Below are 22,638 nucleotides of genomic sequence, written 5' to 3'. Positions count from 1 at the left end.
CTCACTTCAGCAGACCCTTGTCCTTGAGACAGGTCCGCGCCACGTCCTCGGGCAGCCGTCGCCAGCTGTCCACCTGCCGGTTCATCGCGGCCAGGTCCGCGGTGGTGAGTACGTCGTTGAGCTTGCCGAGCGCCCTGGTGACGCCCTCGCCGCCCGCGCGCGAGCGGTTGACGACGGGCACGATGTAGTCGGCGTTCTGCAGATGCTTGTCGTCGGCCAGGAGGACCAGCCCGAACTCGTCCAGCGTCGCGTCCGTCGTGGTGGTGAGCACCATCTGGTCCTGGCCGCTCTGCACCGCCCGCTTCGCCTGGGTGGTGCCGACGCCCTTGGGGTCCACGGCGGTGATGTCGATGCCGTACGTCTTCTTCAGTCCGGGTTCGCAGTACGGCCGCTGGACGCACTCGTCGCCCGCCGCGAGCCGCACCGGCAGGCGGGACGCGCCGAGGTCGCTGAGCGTCTTCAGGTGATGCTGCCGGGCGTACGCCGCCGTCACCGCGAAGGCGTTCTGGTCGACGGCCCTGCCGGGGTCGAGGACGGTGAGGCCGCGCGGTGCGGCGAGCGAACGGAGCGCCTTCATCGTGGTGGCGAGGTCGGGCGAGCCCACGGGCGGCGCGTCGGCGCCGTGGGCCTTGGCGTTGAGCCAGTCCGCGAAGGTGGCCGCGTACTCCGGTACGACGTCGATCTGGCCCGATTCCAGCGCGGGTTCGTAGAGTTCGCGGTTGGCGACGGTCAGCAGGGATGTCCTGTATCCGGCCTGGTTCAGCAGCAGCGCGTACATCTGGGCCAGCAGGTCGCTCTCGGTGAATCCGGCCGAACCGACGGTCAGGCGCTTGCTGTCGCCGGGCGGTGCGGTGACCGCGCCGCGGTTCTCCAGGGACGGGCCGGTGGTGCAGCCGGTGAGCAGGAGTGCGGCGATGACGACGGCGGGTCGCCTCATCGCGAGCTCCTCGCCCCGCGCGGCGCGAGTCGTTCGGCGATCTCGAAGATCCCCTCGACGATCAGCGCGAACACGGCGACGAGGACCGCGCCGGCGACGACCTGCGGGGTGCTCGCGAGGTTGAAGCCCGCGGTGATGATCCGGCCGAGTCCGCCGCCGCCCGCGAGCGCGGCGATGGTGGCGGTCGCGACCAGCTGTACGGCGGCGATGCGTACGCCGTTCATGACCATCGGGAGCGCAAGGGGCAGCTCCACGCGAAACAACATCTGTCGCCCGGTCATCCCCATGCCGCGGGCCGCGCGCACCACGCTGCGGTCGACCTCGCGCATCCCGACGTACGCGTTGGTGAGCAGCGGTGGCACGGCGAAGAGGACCAGCGCGACGACGGTCGGGCCCTCGCCCCACTTGCCGAGCGGGGTGAGCAGCAGGAGCACCAGCACGGCGAAGGTGGGGACGGCGCGACCGATGTTGGAGATGTTGACGGCGAGCGCGCCGCCCTTGCCGAGGTGGCCGAGGACGAGGGCGATCGGCAGCGCGATCAGGCAGCTGATGACGAGACAGACGACGGTCAGGACGAGGTGCTGGGCGAGGCGGTGCCAGACGCCGTCGTCGCCCGACCAGTGCGCGGGGTCGGTGAGCCAGTCCCAGGCCTCGGTCAGGGTGTTCATCCGCGGGCGGCCCGGGTCCACGGGGTCATGAGCCGCTGCGCTCCCAGCAGGAACAGGTCCGCGGCGACGGCGATGACGACGCACAGGACGGACGCGGTGAGGACCTGTGCCTTGAAGTAGGTGTTCATGCCGGAGTAGATGAGATTGCCGAGTCCTCCGAAGCCGACGATCGCGCCGACCGTGACCAGCGAGACCGCCGAGACGGTGGCGATCCGCAGTCCGGCCATCGCGGCGGGCACGGCGAGCGGCAGCTCGACGGTGAGGAGGAGGCGGACGGGCCCGTAGCCCATGCCGCGTGCGGCCTGCCGGGTCTCCTCCGGGACGGCGCGCAGGCCCGCCAGGATGTTCCGTACGAGGACGGTCAGCGAGTACAGGACGAGGCCGGCGACGACCAGCGTGGCCGACAGCCCGTAGACGGGCAGGAGCAGCGAGAACATCGCGAGGGAGGGAATGGTGTAGAGGATCGTGGTCACCCCCAGCACCGGGCCGGCCGCCCAGCCCCAGCGGCGGGCGAGGACGGCCAGTGGCACCGCGAGGGCGAGTCCGACGAGCACGGAGACCGCCGTGAGCTGGAGGTGCTGGACGACCGCGTCGAGCAGGATCTGACGGCGGGTGCTCAGATACGCGCCGCAGATCCACTCGTTGCGCACGAGGCAGTCGTCCGGGGGCGCGGTCACGCGTCCATTCCATCGGCGGCGGGCGGGGGCGTCGCGTTCCGGTGACCCGTACGGGGTGCCGCCGAGCGCACCTCGGGATACGCGGTGGTCGCCCGGACGGCCGGACGGTCCGCTCACGTCCGCTCACGAGGCGGTGGGCCCGTCCCCGCACTGGCATCGGCGCGGCCGAGTGGCCCACGATGGACTCGAAGGACGACGGTGCACCACCGCCCGGCTCCCGACCTCGGAGGGGACGATGACGTCAGACGCCCGTTCGGCAGACGACGCGCCACGCGCGGTCCCGGAGGAGCCGACCGCATCCGCCGAGGTGACGGAACAGATCGTCGAACTGCGGGAGGAGATCGACCAGCTGAAGGAGGCCGTCACCTCGCATGCCACGGTGGACCAGGCGATCGGCATGATGGTCGCCCTCGGCCGGGTGACTCCCGACCAGGGGTGGGCCGTACTCCGGGAGGTCTCGCAGCACACGAACATCAAGCTGCGCAATATCGCCGAAATGATTCTCATCTGGGGACGGAAGGGAGATCTTCCGCCCGATATCCACGCGGTCCTGGAAGAGACGCTCGACAGATACGGGCCCACGCAAATTCCCGGCGCTCCCCCCGCTCCGTAACCGCGGAATTTGTTTGAATCGCGTCTGCCCAGGTAGTTCAGAGGGAGGTGGCACGCTGGCCAACCGCTCCCGGGAGGGTTCGGCAGTGAGCTCGCCTCCGACCGCCCGGTCGGGGCAACCCGTCGGGCGGCCGGGTGTGTCCGTCACTCGCGCACGGCGCCGACTCGGCGAGCACCTGCTCCCGCACCGTGGCGCAGCTGTGGCTCAGCAGGCGGGAGACGTGCATCTGGGAGATGCCGAGCTGCTCGGCGATGCAACTCTGTGTCATGCCCCGGAAGAAGCGCAGGTAGAGGATGGTCCGCTCGCGCTCGGGGAGCTCGTGCAGGGCCGGCTTCACCGACTCGCGGTCGATGACCAGGTCGAATCCGGTGTCGGCCGCGCCCAGCGCGTCGGTAAGTGCGTAGCCGTCGTCGGCGCCCGGCAGTTCGGCGTCCAGGGAGAGGGCGGAGAAGCTGTCCAGGGCCTCCAGACCGATGCGTACGTCCTCCTCGCTCAGCTGCGCGTACTCGGCGATCTCGGTGATGGAGGGCCCCCGGCCCGGCTTCGTCTGCGACAGGTCCTTGAGCGCGGCGCGCACCCTGTTGCGCAGGTCCTGGACACGGCGGGGCACATGCAGGGTCCACATGTGGTCGCGGAAGTGGCGCTTGATCTCGCCGGTGATGGTCGGGACGGCGTAGCTCTCGAAGGCGTTGCCGCGGTCGGGGTCGAAGCGGTTGACGGCCTTGACCAGGCCGAGCGCCGCGACCTGGGTGAGATCCTCGACGGACTCGCCCTTGCCGCGGTAGCGACCGGCGACGCGCTGCGCCATGGGCAGCCAGGACCGGACGATCTCGTCGCGCAGTTCCTGCCGCTCGGGCCCGTCGGGCAGCGCGGCGAGCCGGGCGAAGGCCGCGGCGGTGTCCGGGGCGTCGTCGTGGGGGTGTCGCTTGGCGCTGAGTGTGATGGACATGGTGCTCACAACTCCCTCAGGGGTTGCTGACGGGACAGTCCCCATGGGAGAGCGCACACGACATCGGACGGGACACACCCGCGATCTGGCGGACCAGCTCCCACGGACGTGCCTCCTGTCCGAAGCACTGCCACAAAATTACCCCATATCGGGCACCTTGAAACAGTCGAGAAACGTCGTACGGAGAAAACATGGAGGGAAACGGAGAAAACATCGATGCCGTCACAGATAACGTGACGCCCGGCAATGGGGCAGTCCGGGAGCGTCACATATCGACCGCGAATACGCATGCCGCGTATTCGCCGCGTCACCACCGGGCAATCGTCTGAAGATTGACCGGGCAATACACCGCATGAACCGGCGATTCGGGGAACTCGCACCCTCAGGAGGTGTCGATCATGATCCCCATTCTGCTGGTACTGCTTCTGATCCTGGTCCTCTTCGGAGCCGGGTTCGCGGTGAACATCCTCTGGTACGTGGCGCTCGCCGTGCTCGTGCTGTGGGTCCTCGGCTTCCTGGTGCGCGGCTCCGCGGGCGGCGGAAGGGCCCACTGGTACAGGTGGTGAATCGCCCGCCGGAACTCCTGCACGCAGGAGCCCCGGCGCACGGGACATACGGGACCGGCCGCCGAGGCCTCGCAGCCTCGGCGGCCGGTCCCGTTCATGCGGCGCGTCGACGTCGGCGGTCATTCGGGACGGGCGACGCCGGCGGCCCTTCGGGACAGAGTCCCTGAAACAGCAAGTCCTGATGTCGGCACACCCCGTTCGGATGACCGGCGGCGATGTCGCGACCCCAAGCCACCGGCAGCCCGACGACCTGCGCCCCTCACCGCATCACTCCAACTGCGGCGCCGTGCGCGCGATCCCGGATTCACCCGGCTCCCCCGTCGACCGTTGACGGCACAGCCACACCGTGGAAATCTAATGCTCAATGTAGAGAATGCACTTCTCACCTGCGAGATCGGAACTATTCGTCAGCATGGGCGTGCACCGCCTGCGGTCATGGCGTTCGACACCTTGGGCGTAGCGCCCGAACAGGAGAGGCAGCCCCGTGCCCCACTTCGCGAAGCCCGCCGCGGGAAGCTGGACCGCGCAGTATCCCGAACTGGGCACGAGTCCCGTGAACTACGAGGACTCGATCGATCCCGCGTACTACGAGGCCGAGCGCGAGGCCGTCTTCAAGCGGACCTGGCTCAACGTCGGCCGGATCGAGCAGGTCCCCAAACCCGGCCACTACTTCACCCGGGAACTCGCCGCCGCCGACACCTCACTGATCATCGTCCGCGGCCGCGACCAGCAGATCCGCGCCTTCCACAACGTCTGCCGCCACCGCGGCAACAAACTCGTCTGGAACGACTTCCCCGGCGAAGGAGTCAAAGGCACCTGCCACCAGTTCACCTGCAAATACCACGCCTGGCGCTACGACCTCACCGGCAAACTCACCTTCGTCCAGCAGGAGGGCGAGTTCGTCGACCTCGACAAGGACGACCACGGCCTGGTCCCGGTGCACTGCGAGGTGTGGGCCGGGTTCATCTTCGTCAATCTGGCGAAGGAACCGGAGCAGTCCCTGCCGGAGTTCCTCGGCCCGATGATCACGCCTCTCGACGGCTGCCCCTTCGACCGGCTGACCGAGCGCTACGACTTCCGCGCGGACGTCCACTGCAACTGGAAGGTCTTCCTGGACGCGTTCCAGGAGTACTACCACGTGCCCGTGCTGCACTCGCAGGAGGCGACCCCGGCGGCCCGTCCCAAGATGACCGGCTTCGAGGCACCGCACTACCAGCTCGACGGCCCGCACCGGATGGTCACCACCTCCGGTGCGCCGCGCCGGCTGTGGCCCGCCGACTACCAGTACCCCATCGAAATCGCCACGCGCAGCGGCCTGTTCGGCCCCTGGGCCGAGCCGGACCTGGGCGAAGAGCTCGGCGGGGCCCACCGGATCGCGGAACCACTGCCTTGAGCCGACCGCACCACCGAACCAGTGCACCAGTGCACCACTGCACGAGCCGCTCAAGCTCAGCGAACCACTCAATTCACCACCGGCGGGACACCCGCGTTGCGGTGTTCGAAGGGAGCGTTGCACACGGTGAACGACTTCGAGGCGATGAACTTCTTCCGGGACGACGGGCTCGTCGCGGACCCCTACCCCTACTTCGAGGCGATGCGCGGGAAGTGTCCCGTACGGCGCGAGAGTCATCACGACGTGGTGATGGTGACGGGGTACGACGAAGCGGTTCAAGTGTTCAACGACAGCGAGACGTTCTCGTCCTGCCTCTCGGTGACCGGCCCCTTCCCGGGGTTCCCGGTCCCGCTCGAAGGCGACGACGTGAGCGAGCTGATCGAGCGGCATCGTGCCGAACTCCCCTTCAGCGACCAGCTTCCGACGCTGGACCCGCCGACGCACACGGACCACCGCGCGCTGCTGATGCGGCTGATCACACCGAGACGCCTCAAGGAGAACGAGGCGGCGATGTGGCAGCTGGCCGACCGCCAGCTGGACACCTTCCTCGCCCAGGGCGAGGGCGACTTCATCAGCGGGTTCGCGGGCCCGTTCACCCTGCGCGTCATCACCGACCTGCTCGGTGTGCCCGATGAGGACCGCGAGGAGTTCGTCGAGGGGCTGGAGCACCGGCCGCAGGCGGACGGCGGCGTGGGCAGTACGGAACGGGAGATGGAGCACACGCCGCTGGAGTACCTGTACGGGCGGTTCGCGTCCTATATCGAGGAACGACGCCGCGAACCGCGCAACGACGTGCTCTCCGGCCTGGCCTCCGCGACGTTCCCGGACGGCTCGACACCCGATGTCGCCGATGTCGCCCGGGTGGCGACCAACCTCTTCGCCGCCGGTCAGGAGACCACGGTCCGGCTGCTCAGCTCCGCGCTCAAGCTGCTCGTCGAGCGCCCCGAGCTGCAGCGGCAACTGCGCGAGGAGCGCGACCGCATCCCCAACTTCATCGAAGAGGCGCTGCGGATGGAGAGCCCGATCAAGGGCGACTTCCGGCTGTCCAGGGTGCCGACCACGGTGGGCGGGGTCGACATCCCGGCAGGCACCACGGTGATGGTGCTGAACGGGGCCGCGAACCGCGACCCGCGTCACTTCGAGGATCCGGACTCCTTCGACCCCGCGCGTGCCAACGCCCGTCACCACATCGCGTTCGGGCGTGGCATCCACACCTGCCCCGGTGCGCCGCTGGCGCGTGCCGAGGGCCGGGTGGCGATCGAGCGGCTCCTCGACCGTACGGCCGACATCACGCTCTCGGAGCGCGTGCACGGCCCCGAGGGCGACCGCCACTACTCCTACATCCCGACGTACATCCTGCGCGGTCTGACCAACCTGAACGTCGAGTTCACCCTCGCCGAGGAGTCGGCGCGGTGAAGGCGAAGGTGGACGAGGACCGCTGCCGGGGACACGGGGTGTGCTGGTCGCTCTGCCCCGAGGTGTTCGACCTGGTCGACGACGGTTACGCGGTGGTGCTCACGCCCGAGGTGCCCGCCGCGTTCGAGGAGACGGTGCGTACGGCGATGGGCAGTTGTCCCGAGCGCGCCATCACCCTGGACTGACGGTCGCGGCCCGCGTTCGTCGCGCGGGCCGCGGCCGATGCCGCCTCGTCAGGCGGATCGCGGCGGTATCTCGAACCCGGAGACGATCACGACATTGCTGCCGGCCGCGGCCTGCCGCAGCGGCTTCGCCTCCTCGTACGCGGCCGACTCGTACCAGGCGCGGGCCGCTTCCACCGATGCGAATTCGAGCACGACCGTCGTGTCGCCGTGCCATTCGCCCTCCACGACCTGGGGTTGTGAATCCAACGCCAGGACGGAAGCACCGCTCTGAGCCATCGACACCCGGGCCGCCCGGCCGTACTCGGCCATGCCCGCCTGATCCTTGATGGCCTCGGTGAGAATGACATAACCCTTGGGCATTGGTCCTCCTTTGAAGCGGCAGATGGCGCCTGATGACGGTAAGTCAGAAATGAGAGGGAAATAAGTTATGCGAGATATGAGGTACGGCACAGCACCGGGCTCCTTGGCCGTCGGATGAGCACCGACGTGACGGACCTCGAACTGTCCTGCGGGCTCCCGCCGGGTCCCGCCTTCGCGGACCTCGCCGTACTGGCCGAGGAACTCGGCTACTCCAGGGTGTGGATCTACGACTCGGCGCCGCTGTGGGAAGACCCCTTCGTCCACCTCGCTCTCGCCGCGGAGCGGACCGACCGCATCCGTCTCGCCACCTCCGTCCTCATTCCCGACCAGCGGTCGGTGATGGCCATGGCGTCCGGCATCGCCACCGTCGCCCGTATCTCTCGTGGGCGCTTTCGAGCATGCTTCGGTACGGGCTTCACGGCTCGCCTCGCGGTGGGCGCGCGCCCTATGGCGTTGAACGCGCTCGCCGACTACGTCACCTCTCTGCGTCACCTGCTGGCCGGAGAGACGGCGCTCGCCGACGGCAAACCGGTCCGGATGCTGCACGCGGCCGGCCTGGCCCGGCCGCGGCCGATCGAAGTGCCCCTCTGGGTCAGCGTGTTCGGCCCCCGCGGGATCGCACTGGCCCAGAAGGTGGCCGACGGAATCATCGGGCCCCCGCACCCCACGCTCCCGACCGCGACGATCGTCTCCGGCACGGTGCTCGACCCGGGCGAGGACCGGGACTCGGACCGGGTCCGGGAGGCGGTCGGACCGTGGCGGGTCGTCGACTGGCACAACGCGTACGCCAAGGGCGGCGCCGAAGCGGTCGACGCCCTGCCCGGGGGCCGGGCCTGGCGGGAGGCGCTGGAGGAACTCGCCCCCGACGGCGAACGCCATCTGCTCACCTTCGAAGGCCATGTCACGCACCTCCCGGACCGCGATCGCCGGCTCCTCGAACACATCGACCTCAAGACGATGGTCGGCGACGCGGCCCGTGTCGGCAGAAGCCTCGTGCGGCTCGCCGACTTCGGCTTCCGCGAGGTCGTCTACACCCCGAGCGGGCCCGACGTGGCCCGCGAACTGCGCGCCTTCGCCACCGCCCACCAGCGGCGGCAGTCGGTGGCGGAGCGCTGAGCGGCGCCGGGGCCGGGCTCGGAGTCGCTCAGGTGCGGCCGGCTCGTGTCCGGACGGCGGCACACACACCGCCGTCCACGAGGAGGTCGATCCCGCTGAGGAAACCGGCTTCGGACGACAACAGGAAGGCGACGGCCGCGGCGACGTCCTCGGACCGCCCCCGCCGGCCGAGCGGGGTCTGCCGCAGCAGCAGTTCCATCCCCGGGTGGCTCGCGGATTCCTGCCGGCCCTGGGGGGTGTCGATGAGGCCCGGAGAGACCGAGCAGATACGGGCGCCCAGGGGGCCGATGCGCACCGCCTCCCGCTGGACGAAGCGATGCACCCCGCGTTTGGCCCACGAGTAGGCGATACCGGTGTTCTCGATCGCCGGCCCGACGGCCTCGTGGACGCGGTCGAGGAACCGCTCGTCGAGCGGCTCGTCCAGCACCGCGTCGACGGCCGGGTCCGGTTCGGTGCCGCCGAGCAGCGGGGCCATCGAGGCGAAGCACACCAGGGCCGTATCGGCGGTGGCGAGCGGGCGGAGCGCCTCGGCCAGCAGCGCCGTCCCGACCAGGTCGACGGTGAAGATGCGGCGCCAGTCGGCCATGGTGGGCGAGATGCCCGCGGCGTGCGCGACGGCACGCAGGGTGCCGAGTTCGCCGACGCGCGCGGCGAGCCCGGCGAGGCCCTCGGCGTCGGTGATGTCGAGCACGAACGGCTCGGCGGCGGCCCCGTGCCCGGTGACGGCCAGGTCCTTGGCGGCCGCGGTCACGGTCGCCTCGTCCCGGTCGACGAGGACCAGCGTGTCCACCTGGCCGGTGAGCCGCTGCGCGCAGGCCAGCCCCATGCCGCGGCCGGCGCCGGTGACGATCCCGACCGTCGTCATGCGTCTTCCCCCCACAGCCGCTTCAGCCCCGACTGAGCCAGCCGGCTCACCAGTTCGACGCGATAGCCGCTCACCGGGCTGCGCAGGAAGGCGAACGAGGCGCCGTCGGCACCCGAGCGCTTCGCCTCCTCGACGAAACCGTGGCGCACGAGCTCGGCGGCGTCCGCGGCGATGTCGTCGGACCAGTAGCCGACATGGTGGACGGCGCCTCCGGCCGCCGGTTCCCAGAGGGTTCCCGGAACGCGCCGGACGACTTCCAGCCGGGGTGCCGTCGTCGAGAACACACACCCCATCTCGACGACGGTGTCTCCGCCCGGCAGCGTCACCGGGACCGGTCCTCTGACCTCACCGCTCCACTCGTATCCGAACAGGGAGGTGAACTCGGTCAAGCTCGTCTCGAAGTCCTCCACGACGATGCCGAGATGAAACTGGTCCTCGGCCTTCAGCACCCGGCCGACAGCCGCCCGCCCGTACTCCATCGCTTCCAAGGTGTCTCCCTCGTCGTTGAGTTCAACCGCGGAAAGAAGTTCATTCTTTCAAATGAGAATGATATTCTCACCGGATCGGCGAACGCAATGGAGGGGTCGTCGATCAGCGTCAGCAGATCCTCGGCAGCTGTTCCCCGATCGGCAGGTCGACCACCCGGGTGCCGCCCAGCCCGGTGCGGGCCACCACCATGCCCGGATGGGCGTCCACGACCTCGCCGACGACCCTGGACTCCGCGCCGAGGGGGTGGGCCCGCATGGCATCGAGTACGGCGTCGGCGTGCTCGCGCGGCACGAACGCCACCAGCTTGCCCTCGTTGGCGACGTACAGGGGGTCGAGGCCCAGTACGGCACACGCGTTGGCGACGGCGGGCGGGACCGGGACGTCGCGCTCCCGGATGACGACCCCGGTGCCCGAGGCCGCCGCGATCTCGTTCAGGGCGGCGGCCAGCCCGCCCCGGGTGGGGTCGCGCAGCACATGCAGATCCGGGGTGACGGCGAGCATGGCGTCGACCAGACCGCCGAGCGCCGCGCAGTCGCTCTCGATCTCCACCCCGAACTCCAGGCCCTCGCGGACGCTCATGATCGCCACGCCGTGCACCCCGATCGCGCCGCTGACCAGCACGACATCACCGGGCACGACCCGCTGCGGGCGCAGGTCGACGCCCGCCGGGATGAGCCCGATTCCGGCCGTGTTGATGAAGATCCCGTCGCCGTGACCGGCCTCCACCACCTTGGTGTCACCGGTCGCGACCTCGACGCCCGCGGTCCGTGCCGCCGCGCCGAGTGCCTCGGCCACACGGGCGACGGTCTCCATCTCGACGCCCTCCTCCAGGATGAAGCCGCAGGAGAGGTACGCGGCCCGGGCGCCGCTCATGGCGAGGTCGTTGACGGTGCCGTTGACGGCGAGGTCGCCGATGCTGCCACCGGGGAAGAACAGCGGCCGCACCACGAAGGAGTCGGTGGAGAAGGCCATCCGGACACCGCCCAGCGACAGCGCCGCGGCGTCGCCCATCTGAGCGAGCACCTCACCGCCGAACGCGGGCGCGAAGACATGCTGGACGAGTTCGGCGGACAGCGCCCCGCCGCCCCCGTGTCCCATGACGACCCTCGGCTGGTCGCGCAGCGGCGCCGGGCAGGTCCAGACGGCGGGGTCGAGTACGGGCGTACGCAGTTCGGTGGCGCCGATGATGCTGGTGGTGCTGGTGGTCTCAGACAACGGGGGTCGCCTCCCGGGGCGCGGGGGTGATGTCCAGGCGCCGGTAGAGGTAGTACGCGGCGCAGGCGCCCTCGCTGGAGACCATGGTGGCGCCGAGCGGGGTGCGGGGGGTGCAGAGGGTGCCGAACGCCTCGCACTCGTGCGGCTTGAGCAGGCCCTGCAGGACCTCGCCGCTGCGGCATTCGGCCGGTTCTCGGGTCTGGATGCCCTCGACCGAGAAGCGGTGCTCGGCGTCGTAGGCACGGTATTTCGCCGACAGCCGCCAGCCGCTGTCGGGAATCACGCCGATGCCGCGCCAGGCCCGGTCGGTGACCTCGAAGACGTCCTCCAGCATGGCCCGTGCGGCCGGGTTCCCCTCCGGGCGGACGGCTCGGGAGTAGGCGTTGTCGACGGTGTGTTCGCCGCGCTCCAGTTGGACCACGGTCCGCCGTACGCCTTCGAGGATGTCGAGGGGCTCGAATCCGGTCACGACGATCGGGACGCGGAAGCGCTCCGCCAGCTCCGGGTACTCCCCCACCCCCATCACGCTGCACACATGACCGGCCGCGAGGAAGCCCTGCACACGGCAGCTCGGGGACCGCATGATGGCCTCGATGGCGGGCGGTACGCGCACATGGGACACCAGCAGGCTGAAGTTCGGGATGCCGAGCTTGCGGGCCTGATACACCGTCATCGCGTTGGGCGGCGCGGTCGTCTCGAAGCCGATGCCGAAGAAGACCACCTCACGGTCGGGGTGCCGCTGGGCGATCCGCAGGGCGTCGAGCGGCGAGTAGACGACCCGTACGTCACCGCCCGCGCTCCGCACCTGGAACAGGTCCCGTCCGGTGCCGGGAACGCGGAGCATGTCGCCGAAGGAACAGAAGATCACCCCGGGCCGGGAGGCGATCTCCAGCGCCTTGTCGATGACCTCCAGGGGTGTCACACACACCGGGCAGCCCGGACCGTGGATCAATTCGACCTGGTCCGGCAGGAGTTGGTCGATGCCGTGCCGGATGATGGTGTGCGTCTGGCCGCCGCAGACCTCCATCAGCGCCCACGGCCTGGTGACCGTGGCGTGGATGTCGTCGAGCAGCCTGCGCGCCAGCTCCGGGTCCTGGAACTCGTCCATGTACTTCACTTCCGCGCCTCCTCTCCCCCGGGCGGCAGCGTTTCGCCCGCCTCGGCGGCCATCTCCCAGGGGTCGCCGAACTCCTCCTGCAGCAGGCCGAGGGTGGCGAAGAGTTCGAGCGTCTGCTTCGCCGACTCCTCGTCGAGGCGCTGCAGCGCGAATCCGACGTGGACGATGGCGTACTCGCCGACCTTGAGGTCGGGCAGGTACTCCAGGCACACCTCCTTGACCACACCGCCGAAGTCGACGTTGGCCATCCGGGTGCCGTCACGTTCCTCGATGTCCAGCACTCTGCCGGGTACCGCCAGGCACATGGGCCTCTCCTCGCTGTTGGTCAGTCGTTGGCTCGGACACGGTCCTCGGCACGCGCGGCCACCACGAGCTGGCCCAGCGCCAGACCGCCGTCGCCCGGGGGGACCAGATGGTGGCGCAGGACCGTGAAGCCGTCCGCGCCGAGGGCCGCCGCGCAGGCCGAGGAGAGCAGCGAGTTGGCGAACACACCGCCGGTCAGCGCCACGGTCCCCACCCCGTGCCGCTCCCGCGCCCGTGCACAGAGGTGGTGCACGAGACCGGCGACGGCCCGGTGGAAGCGGGCCGCGACGACGTCCGGTCCGGCACCCGCGCGCAGATCGGCCACGATGGCGGCGAACACGGGCGCGGGGTCGGCGACGACGGGGCCCTGATCCGCCGGGCCTCGTGCGCCGGGTCCGCAGGCGCCATGCGTCCTCGGGGGCCCGCCGTCGCCCGGCCCGGCCGGCCGGAGGGCGAAGGTGTAGGCGCCGGGATCCCCGGCGGGAGCCCGCAGTGCGGCGGCCTCCAGTTCGACCGCCGCCTGGGCCTCGTATCCGGACCGGTGGCAGACGCCCGCCAGGGAGGACACGGCGTCGAAGAGGCGACCCATGCTGGAGGTGGGGACACAGTTCAGGTCGCGCTCCAACTGCCGTTCCAGCACGAGCCGTTCCTCGCGCGGGCAGGCGGCCACGCAGGCCAGCCCGTCCGACCAGCCGATCCCGGCCGCACGCAGATGGGCGAGCGCCATCCGGTACGGCCGCCGCACCGCCGCGTCACCGCCGGGCAGCGGCACATGGGCGAGGTGCCCGAAGCGGAGGAAGCCGTCGTAGTCCGCGAGCAGGAACTCGCCGCCCCACACCGCCCCGTCGTCCCCGTAGCCCGTGCCGTCGAAGGCGACCCCGATCACCGGCCGGCTGCCGTCCAGCCCGTGTTCCGCCATCGCGGCGGCGACATGGGCGTGATGGTGCTGGACGCGTACGACGGGCCGGCCCGCCGCGTTCCGCTCGGCCCACCGGGCCGAGCGGTACCCGGGATGCCGGTCGGCCGCGAGCAGTTCCGGTCGTACGGGGGTGATCGACTCCAGTTGCGCCGCGGCGCGTTCGAAGGCCCGCTGGGTGGCGAGGTCGTCCATGTCGCCGATGTGGGCGGACAGCCAGGCCCGGCGGCCCTCGCCGAGGCAGAGCACGTTCTTGAGGTCCCCGCCCACGGCGAGGGCCGGGCGCACGGGCACCGGAAGGGTGAGCGGCAGGGGCGTGTAGCCACGGGCGCGGCGCACCAGCAGCGGTTCGCCGTCGCACACCCGCACCACGGAGTCGTCGCACGGCACATGGATCGGCCGGTCGTGGGTGAGCCAGCCGTCGGCGAGGTGCGCGAGCCGCTCCACCGCTTCCCCGTCGTCGGTCACGATCGGCTCCCCGGACACGTTGCCGCTGGTCATGACGAGCAGCCGGGGCCCCTCCGGGTCACCGGGCAGACCGAACAGCAGGTGGTGCAGGGGGGTGTACGGCAGCATGACGCCGAGGTCGGGGCTGCCGGGGGCGACGGAGTCGGCGGGCCGAGGTCCCCCCGCCGCCACCGATGCCTCCGTACGGCGGCGCAGCAGCACGATGGGACGGGTGGCGCCGGCGAGCAGGCTCCGCTCCTCGGGACCGATCCGTACGAGGTGCTCGATGTCGTCGAGGCCGCGGGCCATGACGGCGAACGGCTTGTCCCCCCTGGCCTTTCGGCGGCGCAGCAGCGCGACGGCCGCCGGATCCGTGGCGTCGCAGGCCAGGTGGTAGCCGCCCAGTCCCTTGACCGCCAGGATCGCTCCGCTCGCCAGCAGCCCGCGGGCCTCGGCGACGGGGTCCGCCGCTGCGACGGGCTCCGGTGGACCGTCCGCGCCCGGTCGCGGCACGAGCAGCCGCAGTCGTGGGCCGCAGGCCGGGCAGGCGACGGGTTGCGCGTGGAAGCGGCGGTCGGCGGGATCGGCGTACTCGCGGGCGCAGTCGGAGCACATCGGGAAGCCGGCCATGGTCGTGTGGGAGCGGTCGTAGGGCAGTCCGCCGATGATCGTGAACCGGGGGCCGCAGTGTGTGCAGTTGATGAAGGGGTGGCGGTGGCGCCGGTCGGCCGGATCGGCGAGTTCGCGCAGGCAGTCGGCGCAGGTCGCGGTGTCGGGCGGGATCAGGGTGCCCGCCGGGCCGTGCGTGCGGGAGGCGAGGATGGTGAACGCGGCGTCGCCGGTGACGGGTACGTCGTCGTGGTGCACGGAGTCCACGCGGGCCAGCGGCGGTGCCTGGACGGCGATCCGGTCACAGAACCGGGCGACGGCGGAAGGGGTTCCCTCGACCTCCGCGATGACGCCCTCGGGGGTGTTGGTCACGTGCCCGGACAGGTCCAGGCCGGTGGCGAGCGTGTAGACGTACGGCCGGAAGCCGACGCCCTGCACCACACCCCGTACGGTGACCCGTCGGCGCAGCGGCGTCCCGTCGGCGACGGTGGTCGGGGACGGTGAACCGCTCACGGGTGGGAGTGCGCCATGGCGCCGGTGCCGTGCGGGTGGTCACTGCCGTGCTGGTGCTCATGGCCGTGCTGGTGAGGGTGGGGGTGGGAGGAGGTGTCCGGTCGGCGGGCCATGACCGGCTGGTGGAGCGGCGCGCCGTCCGCGGCCGCCAGCGCCCGGTCGAGCAGGGCGCCGACGCCCCGGTCCCGGCGGGCGGAGGTCAGCAGGACGTCCACTCCGGGGTTGACCCGTTCGACGTTCGCGCGGAACGCCGCCTCGTCGAACTCGACGGCCTCGGCGATGTCCGTCTTGGTGACCACCACCAGGTGGGCGAGGCCGAAGGCGGTGGGGTACTTGAGCGGCTTGTCCTCGCCCTCGGTCACGGAGGCGAGCACGACTCTCAGCGTCTCCCCCAGGTCGTAGGAGGCCGGGCAGACCAGGTTGCCGACGTTCTCCACGAACAGCAGCCGGGTGTCGTCGGGCAGCCAGCCCTCCAGGTGGCGGCCGAGCATCCCGGCCTCCAGGTGGCACAGCCCGTCGGTGAGGACCTGTTTGACCGGGACGCCCGAGCGCGCCAGCCGGTCCGCGTCGTTCTCGGTGGCGAGGTCGGCGGTGAGTGCCGCGACCGGCACGGACCGCTCCCGCGCCAGCACCAACTCCCGCTCCAGCAGGGCGGTCTTGCCGCTGCCGGGGCTGGACAGCAGGTTGACGACCGTGGTGCCGCGGGCGGCAAGCCCGGCGCGCAGGGTGTGCGCGGTCTCGTCGTTCTTGGCCAGGACGGCCTGCTGCAGGTCGACCACACGACACATGGTTCAGCGCTCCTCGGGAATCGGTTCGCGGACGGGTGCGCGCGCCGGGCCGTCCTCCCACCGCACGCTGACGATCCGCAGTTCACGGCCCGCCAGCAGATCGGTGGTGGCTCCGTCGCACCGCGGGCAGGTCAGCAGGGGTGGCATGCCGACGGCCCATTCGTGCGCGCACGGGGCGCAGCGGGCTCGGCCCGGGACCGCGTCGGTGACCAGTTCGGCGCCTTCCAGGACGGTTCCGGCGCAGGCCAGTTCGAAGCAGAAGGAGAGGGCATCGGGTACGACACCGGCCAGCTCGCCCACCTGAAGCCGTACCGAGCGCACGGCCGTGATGTCACCGGCGCGCTCCGCCGCCTCTTCCACCTGGCCGATCACCGCCAGCGCGATGGACATCTCGTGCATCGATCGGTCTCCGTCCCGGTGGAGGCCCGTCGGTCGGGCAGGGCGTCCGCCGCCCTCATTAGAGGGGAGGCGTCCCAGGGCGGTGGACCGGCACGCCGTCGCCACCCGGCCGCGTACGCCGTTCGCCGCAACGGCACCGCGACGTCGGCCGGGGAGCACGGGTGGCGGTTCACATGTTGTGCATCCGCAGGTAGCGCCTGATGTCGGGCAGGGACTGCACGACGGCGACGGCGACCACGACGGCCACCGCGCCCCCGATGAGGGTCCTGATCATTGCGTCTCTCCTCACTTCGCGGCTTCGGCGGCCGTGGCCCGCGGCGCGGACTCTCCCGGCTCGTCGGCCCGCCACAACTCTTCGATCAGCCGGACGGCCTCCGGTACGGCGGCCGACACCGGCGGGCTGAGACCGATCCTCTCCTCCACCGAGGCGGGCTCGCATCCCACCACCAGCGTGCGCCGCGGGGGCTGCCCGCCGGTTCCGGCACAGAGCGTCCCCAGCAGCGCGAGTACGGTGTCGGGAGTCATCCGGTGGCCGTCGATCGGTACGCCGTGCGAGGGGCCGCCGGCGGCGCCCTCGTGCTCGATGACGTACAGGGTGCCGGGTGCCTCGCCGCGCGCGGTGGCGTCCACCAGGATCAGGGTGTCGTAGCCGTCGAGAACCTGGAAGGCGAGATGGACTCCGCGTACCCCGATGTCCACGGCCTCGACGTGCGGGGGCAGTCGTCTTCCGGCGAGGGTGTGGACGGTCTCGACGCCGAAGCCGTCGTCCCCGAGGAAGATGTTCCCGATTCCGGCGACGAGGACCCGGCCTCGCTCCTGGCCGGACGGGTCGGGCGATCGGCTCATGCCTCGTCCTCCAGCGGTGTGACCTCGTCGGGCTGGAAGTACAGGAAACGGCCCTGTTCACGGCGGATGTCCGCGCCCGGATCGTCGTCCACCGTCACCGCCAGGTGCACTCCGCCGTCCACGTCGTGCAGGACGGCCTCGACCTTCGCCGTACGACCGGCCAGGAACAGGTCCTGGGCGTCGGTGCGCCGCAGGCCCGGTCGGAGCAGCACCCTGCTGCCCGCGCCCAGTGAGCGGCCGTCGACGACGACCCGGTCCCGCCCCGGGTCGAAGCCCGCCTCGCTCGCCGGGTCCCACCACGGGGTGTCCGGACGCGGGACCCCGTACTCGTCGGGAAAACCGTCCGCGGCCGGGGCGGTCGCCCCTGCCCCCGTCCCGCCCGCCCCCGTCACCTCGCGCAGACTGCGTACCGCCCCGTGCAGTCGCTCCAGCACCTCGGGGGGCATGGTGTCCGCCAGGTCGATCACGGCGGCCGCCCGCTCGTCGGTGCCCCGGGCCTCCCGTTTCTCCTCGTCGGTGAGGGCGGCCGTCCGCAGGGCGAGGATCTCGTCGATCTCGGTGGCGTCGTACAGGGCCCCGGGGCTCTCCGGCGCGATGGCAGGGTGGTCCTCCAGGATGATCGGCGAGGACAGCACCACATCCGCGCGGCCGGGTGCACCGGCGAGCACGGGCCAGGTGTGCAGATTGCGGCAGGACGCGATCGCGCCCTTCGCCCACTCGGGGGGATCGGTCATCGACAGGAACGATCCGGCGCTGAGCCCCATCAGGAGGTGGGCGGCGACCAGGGAGCGCGGGAGCGCCGCGTCGCGGTCGGCCGCCGAGCCCGCCGGGGGTGTCCAGGGGCTGGTGTTCTCGACGATCGCGGTCAGCCGCAGGACCCGGTAGGGCCCGTCGAGTTCGTCGGCCGACAGCCGCAGTACGCCGCTGATGTCCTCGTAGCGGCGGATCATACGGCCGGCCGTGTCGCCGTTCTCGTCGAGGACGGGCTCGGTCTCCTCCCCGGCGGGGCGGCCGAAGGGGACCCTGACTCCGTCGCCGAGGAGTTCGTCGACCGGCACGACCGCCTCGACGCGCTCCTCGCTCCCCTCGTCCCAGGGGACCAGGATCCGGTCCCCGAGCCGGAGTTCGGTGACCGTCTCGAAGCCGCCGTCCGGGAGCGCCCGTTGGACGGTGCGCCGCCGGGCGCGCAGGAAGCGCAGCTCGACGGCGAGGGTGGCGTCCGCCTTGGGTTCCATCAGGCATTCGGTGTGCTGGAAGTCGTGCTCCTCGCAGTCGGCGCCCCAGCCGGGCGGCACCAGTACACCGAACTGCCAGCGCAGCCGGTTCTTGGCCGCGGAGGCACGGTACGGGTAGAGCACATAGCCCTCGAAGAGGACGGCGTCGGCCACCTGCCGGGCGAGGGCGAGGCGGCCCTCGGTCTCCGGGGCGAACGTGGTCACGCTCACGGAGCGGTCCTTCCGCTGGTACTTGCGGTGCTGGCGGTACTGGTGAGGGCGAACCCCGGCCGCCGGGGTGGGTCGGGAGCCGCCGTGCCGTTCTCGTCGAGGTCGAGCAGGGCCCGCACGGTCGCTTCCCAGGAGGGCAGGGCCCGTCGGGAGCGGAAGGCGAGGAGGGCGTCCATGGTGTCGCGGGGCAGCCGGATCCAGCCGCAGCCGGGGAAGTGCTGTTCGACCATCTCCCGCCAGGTCGCGACCGGCATCCGGAAGAGGGCCTCCCGGTCCCACGGGACGGGTTCGACGCGGAATCCGCCCGCTCCGGTGAACGCCGTCCCGGAGAACAGCATCAGCAGGGGCACCTCTCCGGTGGTGAGCGCGGCGAAGTAGCGGGTCGCGGCGATGTCCATGTCGTAGGTGCAGGGCACGACCAGGTCCGTCTCGGTCTGTCCGGTGAAGGCGGGGACCATGACGGAGACCTGGGCGAACTGCACCGGTTGGAGGGTGCTGCCCCAGCGCGAGCGCTCACCGAAGAGGTCGGCGAGCCCGTCGGCCTCCTGCGTCTCGTAGCCGCGCTTCGCGGGCTCGATACGGATCTGGCAGCGCAGGGCCATGGCATGGACCGGTTCGTCACCGGTCGCGGTGATGCGCAGCCGGAAGACGAGCGTCGGTCCGGCGGCGAACCGGTCGGCGCGGACGCCGGTGCAGGCGAAGGAGAACTCCGTCACGGCCGTGCCTCCCGGCCCACGGTCCGGGCGCGGTGCGCGACCTGCTCGAAGAAGGCGTCCAGGGCGGCGCGGGCCTCGGCCCCGCCGTCGAAGCCCTGCCACAGCAGTCGCATCCGGCCGACCAGTTCGTAGCAGATGTCGATGGGCACGAGGTAGCAGACGCAGCGGCCCTCGGTGCGGCGCAGCAGCAGCGCCTCCACGTCGGGTTCGAGCAGCTCGGCCAGGCGGCTGTCGCCGAGGACGGCGGTCCAGGTCGCCGGGTCGAGCTCGCTCTCGGTGGCCCCCGCCGGGCTGGGGTAGAGGGCCACCAGCCGGTCGAGCGCGGCGTTGCGGAAGAAGAAGGCGACGCCGACCGGGATCTGCAGCGCCTCCCAGGCACGGTCGTCGAGGCGATGGTCCGGGTCGGTGAGGTAGCGGTCCGGTACCGCGCGGAAGCGGCCGAGGGCGGCGCCCGGCTGCTCCATCAGCAGGGCGCAGGACGTACAGGCGCAGGCGATGGCCCGCTTCTCGGTGTCCACCAGGTGGCGATGGCGCGCCTCGTCCACCGCCACCGCGCACAGCCCGCACCGCTCCGGCTGCGGCTCGCGCCCGGTCAGGAACCTGCGCAGACCGGCGGCTCGGGTGGCCGGGCGGCCCACGGAGGGGGCGCTCACGGGGTGTTCGCCGGAGCGGGACGGGCGGTGCCGGCACCGGCCCCGGGGCCGGTGCCGATCTGGAGCAGTGCGGGCTCCCCCGACCGGCCGACCGGCTGCACTTCGACGGCCGTGACCTCCGGTGCGAAGCAGGCGAGCGCGTCCTCGACCGCCTGCTGGACCGTCGTGGCGCTGCCGCAACCGCAGCCGCCGCCCCCTGCCACGCGCAGCGTGAGGGTCCCGGTCGTCTCGTCGAAGTCCACCACGTCCAGCTCCTGGTCGCGGACGGTGTCGAGCGCGCGGCCGATCCGGGTCGCCCGGTCCTCGGGGTGCAGATCGTGCAGGACGAGGAGGCTCGCGACCAGTTCGTCGCCGAGCACGCCCCCCAGGGGATCGCCGGGGGGTCTGCGGCCCTCGGACGCGGACAGCAGCTGGAGCAGCCGGGCCAGGCCCGCGCCGTAGAAGTCCATGAGGGCCTGCACGAGTTCCTCGGCCGCCGCGTGGGCGGCCGGGTCCCCGGTGGCGGCGAGCCGGTCGAGCACGTCCTCGATCCGCCGCCCGGTCCGCACCGCGTCCACTGCCGGTGTCGCCTTCTTCGGATCGATCGCCTTCTTCGGATCGATCGTCGTGCCCGCGCTCATCCGCCCAGTCCGCTCAGGCCGGTGGGAACGTGCATCTTCTGTACGGTCCTGCCGCCACCGACGTACATGTGGACACCGCAGGGCAGACAGGGGTCGAAGCTGCGGACGGCGCGCATGATGTCGATGCCCTTGAAGTTCTCCGGGGAGTTCTCCTCGAAGATCGGTGTGTTCTGCACGGCGTCCTCGTACGGGCCGGGCGTGCCGAAGGTGTCCCGGGTGCTGGCGTTCCACGGGGTGGGCGGGTACGGGTGGTAGTTGGCGATCTTGCCGTCGCGGATCACCATGTGGTGGGAGAGCACACCGCGTACCGCCTCGGTGAAGCCGACGCCGATGCTCTCGTCGGGGACCTCGAACTTCTCCCAGGTCTGGGTGCGTCCGGCGCGGACCTCCTCAAGCCCCTTCTCCGCGAAGTGCAGGGCGACGGCGGCGGTGTAGGCCTGGAAGTAGGTGCGCGCGCGGTTGCGTTCCAGCGCGTTGCTCCACTGCGGGATCTTCCACTCGAAGGTGGTCTCGGGCTTGGTCATGGTGCGGGGCAGGTTGATGACCACGCTGTTCCCGGTGGCCTTCACATAGCCGGTGTCGACGAGTCCGGACAGGGCGGTGGACCACAGGCGGGCGATGGGGCCGCCGCCGGTGTCCAGGGCGAGGTGGTCCTTGCCGTCGAACCAGCGCGGTGACATGACCCAGCTGTACTTGTCGTCGAAGTTCCGCTTCTGCGGGGCGGGCATGGTGTGCTGGTTCCAGGGGTGGCGGGGGTCGACCGGGTTGCCGAGCGGGTCGTGGGTGACGAACTGCTCCTGGCCCTGCCAGTCCTCGTAGTACGAACTGCCCAGCAGGATGCGGATGCCGAGGTTGATCTCGGTGAGGTCGTTGGTGACCAGCCTGCCGTCGACGATGACGCCGGGCGTGACGAACATCCGCCGGCCCCAGTCCGTCATGTTGGCGTAGGTGAAGTCGCAGTACTCGGGGTCGTTGAGCGCGCCCCAGCAGCCGAGCAGCACCCGTCGGCGCCCGACTTCCTCGTACCCGGGCAGCGCCTCGTAGAAGAAGTCGAACAGGTCGTCGTGCAGGGGGACGACACGCTTCATGAACTCCACGTACCGCATCAGACGGCTGAGGTAGTCCGTGAAGAGCTGGACGGAGGCGATGGTGCCGACGCCGCCCGGGTAGAGCGTGGAGGGGTGCACATGGCGGCCCTCCATGAGGCAGAACATCTCCCGCGTGTAGCGGCTCACGTGGAGGGCCTCGCGGTAGAACTCGCCTTCGAGGGGATTCAGGGACCGCATGATGTCGGCGATCGTGCGGTAGCCGTGCTCCGCGGCGTGCGGGGCCTCGGTGCGCTCGGCGAGTTCGAGGACGCCCGGGTTGGTCTCCTTGACCATTTTCTCGCAGTAGTCGACCCCGACCAGGTTCTCCTGGAAGATGTTGTGGTCGAACATGTACTCCGCGGACTCGCCGAGGTTGATGATCCACTCACCGAGGTGCGGGGGCTTCACGCCGTACGCCATGTTCTGCGCGTACACCGAGCAGGTGGCGTGGTTGTCCCCGCAGATGCCGCAGATGCGGCTGGTGATGAAGTGGGCGTCGCGGGGGTCCTTGCCGCGCATGAAGACGCTGTAGCCGCGGAAGACGGACGAGGTGCTGTAGCACTCCGCGACCCGCTTCTGCTTGAAGTCGATCTTCGTGTGGATGCCCAGGCTGCCCACGATCCTTGTGATCGGGTCCCAGGCCATCTCCATCAGGCCGCTACCGTCGCCGGCCGCCTTCGTCTTCGGTGCCATCGTGTGTGTCGTGCCCTTCTTCGCGCGGGTGGTCCG

At 71.0% G+C, this 22,638-nt stretch carries 26 protein-coding genes; 6 read left to right on the top strand and 20 right to left on the bottom strand.

Annotation, left to right across the window (positions count from 1 at the left end; all coding sequences use genetic code 11):
• Position 1: 1 nt before the first annotated feature.
• Genes RV986_RS48055 through RV986_RS48045 form a run of 3 tightly spaced genes read right to left on the bottom strand, consistent with a single transcriptional unit; the run spans position 2 to position 2,282 of the window.
• Positions 2-937 (bottom strand): ABC transporter substrate-binding protein, encoded by a 936-nt coding sequence (locus RV986_RS48055; protein ID WP_475923399.1) that lies wholly within the window; start codon positions 935-937, stop codon positions 2-4.
• Entirely contained in the window at positions 934-1,605 is a 672-nt protein-coding gene (locus RV986_RS48050) for an ABC transporter permease (protein ID WP_475923398.1), read from the bottom strand. Before RV986_RS48050 ends, RV986_RS48055 begins: the two co-directional genes overlap by 4 nt.
• Positions 1,602-2,282, bottom strand: a complete 681-nt coding sequence (locus RV986_RS48045; protein WP_475923397.1) for an ABC transporter permease — start codon at positions 2,280-2,282, stop codon at positions 1,602-1,604. The genes RV986_RS48050 and RV986_RS48045 overlap by 4 nt, the downstream gene beginning before the upstream one ends.
• Positions 2,283-2,517: 235 nt before the next feature.
• On the opposite strand from RV986_RS48045, the gene RV986_RS48040 reads away from it, so the two are divergent.
• Entirely contained in the window at positions 2,518-2,895 is a 378-nt protein-coding gene (locus tag RV986_RS48040; RefSeq protein ID WP_475923396.1) for an ANTAR domain-containing protein, read from the top strand.
• Positions 2,896-2,932: 37 nt separating this feature from the next.
• Here the strand turns inward: RV986_RS48040 and RV986_RS48035 are convergent, their stop codons facing one another.
• Positions 2,933-3,844 (bottom strand): RNA polymerase sigma factor SigF, encoded by a 912-nt coding sequence (locus tag RV986_RS48035; protein ID WP_475923395.1) that lies wholly within the window; start codon positions 3,842-3,844, stop codon positions 2,933-2,935.
• A gap of 398 nt (positions 3,845-4,242) precedes the next feature.
• Here RV986_RS48035 and RV986_RS48030 point away from each other — a divergent pair, with 398 nt between their 5' ends.
• The 4 genes from RV986_RS48030 to RV986_RS48015 all read left to right on the top strand — a co-directional run bounded on the left by RV986_RS48030 (position 4,243) and on the right by RV986_RS48015 (position 7,404).
• Positions 4,243-4,410 (top strand): hydrophobic protein, encoded by a 168-nt coding sequence (locus tag RV986_RS48030; protein WP_475923394.1) that lies wholly within the window; start codon positions 4,243-4,245, stop codon positions 4,408-4,410.
• A 484-nt stretch (positions 4,411-4,894) separates the two neighbouring features.
• Entirely contained in the window at positions 4,895-5,803 is a 909-nt protein-coding gene (locus RV986_RS48025) for an aromatic ring-hydroxylating oxygenase subunit alpha (protein WP_475923393.1), read from the top strand.
• 126 nt (positions 5,804-5,929) lie between these two features.
• Positions 5,930-7,219: a cytochrome P450 gene (locus RV986_RS48020; protein WP_475923392.1), complete on the top strand. Its 1,290-nt coding sequence runs from the start codon at positions 5,930-5,932 to the stop codon at positions 7,217-7,219.
• A complete protein-coding gene (locus RV986_RS48015) occupies positions 7,216-7,404 on the top strand; it encodes a ferredoxin (protein ID WP_475923391.1) in 189 nt (62 codons plus the stop codon). The genes RV986_RS48020 and RV986_RS48015 overlap by 4 nt, the downstream gene beginning before the upstream one ends.
• Positions 7,405-7,452: 48 nt before the next feature.
• Here the strand turns inward: RV986_RS48015 and RV986_RS48010 are convergent, their stop codons facing one another.
• On the bottom strand, positions 7,453-7,764 hold the full coding sequence (locus tag RV986_RS48010; protein WP_475923390.1) for a DUF1330 domain-containing protein: 312 nt from the start codon (positions 7,762-7,764) through the stop codon (positions 7,453-7,455).
• 114 nt (positions 7,765-7,878) lie between these two features.
• On the opposite strand from RV986_RS48010, the gene RV986_RS48005 reads away from it, so the two are divergent.
• Entirely contained in the window at positions 7,879-8,880 is a 1,002-nt protein-coding gene (locus tag RV986_RS48005; protein ID WP_475923389.1) for an LLM class flavin-dependent oxidoreductase, read from the top strand.
• A gap of 28 nt (positions 8,881-8,908) precedes the next feature.
• Here the strand turns inward: RV986_RS48005 and RV986_RS48000 are convergent, their stop codons facing one another.
• The 15 genes from RV986_RS48000 to RV986_RS47930 form a co-directional block, all read right to left on the bottom strand.
• Positions 8,909-9,745, bottom strand: coding sequence for an SDR family oxidoreductase (locus tag RV986_RS48000; RefSeq protein WP_475923388.1), 837 nt, complete (start codon positions 9,743-9,745; stop codon positions 8,909-8,911).
• On the bottom strand, positions 9,742-10,224 hold the full coding sequence (locus RV986_RS47995) for a VOC family protein (RefSeq protein WP_475924682.1): 483 nt from the start codon (positions 10,222-10,224) through the stop codon (positions 9,742-9,744). The genes RV986_RS48000 and RV986_RS47995 overlap by 4 nt, the downstream gene beginning before the upstream one ends.
• Positions 10,225-10,342: 118 nt before the next feature.
• On the bottom strand, positions 10,343-11,449 hold the full coding sequence (hypE, locus tag RV986_RS47990) for a hydrogenase expression/formation protein HypE (protein WP_475923387.1): 1,107 nt from the start codon (positions 11,447-11,449) through the stop codon (positions 10,343-10,345).
• Positions 11,442-12,566: a hydrogenase formation protein HypD gene (gene hypD, locus RV986_RS47985; RefSeq protein ID WP_475923386.1), complete on the bottom strand. Its 1,125-nt coding sequence runs from the start codon at positions 12,564-12,566 to the stop codon at positions 11,442-11,444. The genes hypE and hypD overlap by 8 nt, the downstream gene beginning before the upstream one ends.
• On the bottom strand, positions 12,563-12,871 hold the full coding sequence (locus tag RV986_RS47980; protein WP_475923385.1) for a HypC/HybG/HupF family hydrogenase formation chaperone: 309 nt from the start codon (positions 12,869-12,871) through the stop codon (positions 12,563-12,565). The genes hypD and RV986_RS47980 overlap by 4 nt, the downstream gene beginning before the upstream one ends.
• A gap of 20 nt (positions 12,872-12,891) precedes the next feature.
• A complete protein-coding gene (gene hypF, locus RV986_RS47975) occupies positions 12,892-15,354 on the bottom strand; it encodes a carbamoyltransferase HypF (protein ID WP_475923384.1) in 2,463 nt (820 codons plus the stop codon).
• Positions 15,351-16,142, bottom strand: a complete 792-nt coding sequence (gene hypB / locus RV986_RS47970; protein ID WP_475923383.1) for a hydrogenase nickel incorporation protein HypB — start codon at positions 16,140-16,142, stop codon at positions 15,351-15,353. The genes hypF and hypB overlap by 4 nt, the downstream gene beginning before the upstream one ends.
• Positions 16,143-16,145: 3 nt before the next feature.
• Positions 16,146-16,541 carry a hydrogenase maturation nickel metallochaperone HypA gene (gene hypA / locus RV986_RS47965; protein WP_475923382.1) on the bottom strand — a complete coding sequence of 132 codons (396 nt, stop codon included), beginning with the start codon at positions 16,539-16,541 and terminating at the stop codon, positions 16,146-16,148.
• 169 nt (positions 16,542-16,710) lie between these two features.
• Positions 16,711-16,815: a DUF6893 family small protein gene (locus RV986_RS47960; protein ID WP_475923381.1), complete on the bottom strand. Its 105-nt coding sequence runs from the start codon at positions 16,813-16,815 to the stop codon at positions 16,711-16,713.
• An 11-nt stretch (positions 16,816-16,826) separates the two neighbouring features.
• Positions 16,827-17,387 carry a hydrogenase maturation protease gene (locus RV986_RS47955; RefSeq protein ID WP_475923380.1) on the bottom strand — a complete coding sequence of 187 codons (561 nt, stop codon included), beginning with the start codon at positions 17,385-17,387 and terminating at the stop codon, positions 16,827-16,829.
• Entirely contained in the window at positions 17,384-18,832 is a 1,449-nt protein-coding gene (locus RV986_RS47950) for a hypothetical protein (protein ID WP_475923379.1), read from the bottom strand. The genes RV986_RS47955 and RV986_RS47950 overlap by 4 nt, the downstream gene beginning before the upstream one ends.
• Complete coding sequence (locus RV986_RS47945) at positions 18,829-19,548, bottom strand: DUF6084 family protein (RefSeq protein WP_475923378.1); 720 nt, start codon at positions 19,546-19,548, stop codon at positions 18,829-18,831. Before RV986_RS47945 ends, RV986_RS47950 begins: the two co-directional genes overlap by 4 nt.
• Positions 19,545-20,201 (bottom strand): DUF5947 family protein, encoded by a 657-nt coding sequence (locus RV986_RS47940; RefSeq protein ID WP_475923377.1) that lies wholly within the window; start codon positions 20,199-20,201, stop codon positions 19,545-19,547. Before RV986_RS47940 ends, RV986_RS47945 begins: the two co-directional genes overlap by 4 nt.
• Positions 20,198-20,821 carry a hypothetical protein gene (locus RV986_RS47935; RefSeq protein WP_475923376.1) on the bottom strand — a complete coding sequence of 208 codons (624 nt, stop codon included), beginning with the start codon at positions 20,819-20,821 and terminating at the stop codon, positions 20,198-20,200. The genes RV986_RS47940 and RV986_RS47935 overlap by 4 nt, the downstream gene beginning before the upstream one ends.
• Complete coding sequence (locus RV986_RS47930) at positions 20,818-22,602, bottom strand: nickel-dependent hydrogenase large subunit (protein ID WP_475923375.1); 1,785 nt, start codon at positions 22,600-22,602, stop codon at positions 20,818-20,820. Before RV986_RS47930 ends, RV986_RS47935 begins: the two co-directional genes overlap by 4 nt.
• Between the last annotated feature and the right edge of the window lie 36 nt (positions 22,603-22,638).

Source organism: Streptomyces sp. RLA012, assembly GCF_056270325.1.
The sequence above is the reverse complement of the archived record's forward strand: the minus strand, read 5'-3'. Positions and strand labels throughout refer to the sequence as shown.

Bases quoted from the DNA above. Each gene is read 5' to 3' on its own strand.
- RV986_RS48040 (WP_475923396.1), top strand. From the start codon at position 2,518: ATGACGTCAGACGCCCGTTCGGCAGACGACGCGCCACGCGCGGTCCCG.
- RV986_RS47960 (WP_475923381.1), bottom strand. From the start codon at position 16,815: ATGATCAGGACCCTCATCGGGGGCGCGGTGGCCGTCGTGGTCGCCGTC.
- RV986_RS47995 (WP_475924682.1), bottom strand. From the start codon at position 10,224: ATGGAGTACGGGCGGGCGGCTGTCGGCCGGGTGCTGAAGGCCGAGGAC.
- RV986_RS48030 (WP_475923394.1), top strand. From the start codon at position 4,243: ATGATCCCCATTCTGCTGGTACTGCTTCTGATCCTGGTCCTCTTCGGA.
- RV986_RS48050 (WP_475923398.1), bottom strand. From the start codon at position 1,605: ATGAACACCCTGACCGAGGCCTGGGACTGGCTCACCGACCCCGCGCAC.
- RV986_RS47935 (WP_475923376.1), bottom strand. From the start codon at position 20,821: ATGAGCGCGGGCACGACGATCGATCCGAAGAAGGCGATCGATCCGAAG.
- hypB (WP_475923383.1), bottom strand. From the start codon at position 16,142: ATGTGTCGTGTGGTCGACCTGCAGCAGGCCGTCCTGGCCAAGAACGAC.
- RV986_RS48035 (WP_475923395.1), bottom strand. From the start codon at position 3,844: ATGTCCATCACACTCAGCGCCAAGCGACACCCCCACGACGACGCCCCG.
- RV986_RS47955 (WP_475923380.1), bottom strand. From the start codon at position 17,387: ATGAGCCGATCGCCCGACCCGTCCGGCCAGGAGCGAGGCCGGGTCCTC.
- RV986_RS48010 (WP_475923390.1), bottom strand. From the start codon at position 7,764: ATGCCCAAGGGTTATGTCATTCTCACCGAGGCCATCAAGGATCAGGCG.
- RV986_RS48000 (WP_475923388.1), bottom strand. From the start codon at position 9,745: ATGACGACGGTCGGGATCGTCACCGGCGCCGGCCGCGGCATGGGGCTG.
- RV986_RS48055 (WP_475923399.1), bottom strand. From the start codon at position 937: ATGAGGCGACCCGCCGTCGTCATCGCCGCACTCCTGCTCACCGGCTGC.
- RV986_RS47930 (WP_475923375.1), bottom strand. From the start codon at position 22,602: ATGGCACCGAAGACGAAGGCGGCCGGCGACGGTAGCGGCCTGATGGAG.
- hypA (WP_475923382.1), bottom strand. From the start codon at position 16,541: ATGCACGAGATGTCCATCGCGCTGGCGGTGATCGGCCAGGTGGAAGAG.
- RV986_RS47980 (WP_475923385.1), bottom strand. From the start codon at position 12,871: ATGTGCCTGGCGGTACCCGGCAGAGTGCTGGACATCGAGGAACGTGAC.
- RV986_RS48005 (WP_475923389.1), top strand. From the start codon at position 7,879: ATGAGCACCGACGTGACGGACCTCGAACTGTCCTGCGGGCTCCCGCCG.